The 231-nt window shown below is 66.7% G+C and carries 1 protein-coding gene; it reads left to right on the top strand.

Annotated features, from left to right (window positions below; genetic code table 11):
• The coding region (locus RMT89_RS45695) for a hypothetical protein (RefSeq protein WP_315889644.1) at positions 1–231 on the top strand (231 nt) is incomplete at both ends.

Here is a 231-nt window from a genome sequence, read left to right as displayed (position 1 = left end):
GCTGGCGACGCACTATGTCCCGCTGGCGACGCTGTACCCTGAGCATGATTACGGCCCGGTGCTGGCCCGCGATAACGCATTCCACGCGCTGCATTGCCGGCTGTGCATGCCGTTCCATCCGGTGGCCGCGCGGCTGATGATGACCTTGGCGGAGCGCCTGCTGTTCTTCACCCACGCGGCGGGACCGCTGGTCGAGAATGTGGTGGCGAAGGCTGCGATGGATGCCGCCGA

Source organism: Streptomyces sp. P17, assembly GCF_032436805.1.
Lineage (GTDB): Bacteria > Actinomycetota > Actinomycetes > Streptomycetales > Streptomycetaceae > Streptomyces.
The sequence above is the reverse complement of the archived record's forward strand: the minus strand, read 5'-3'. Positions and strand labels throughout refer to the sequence as shown.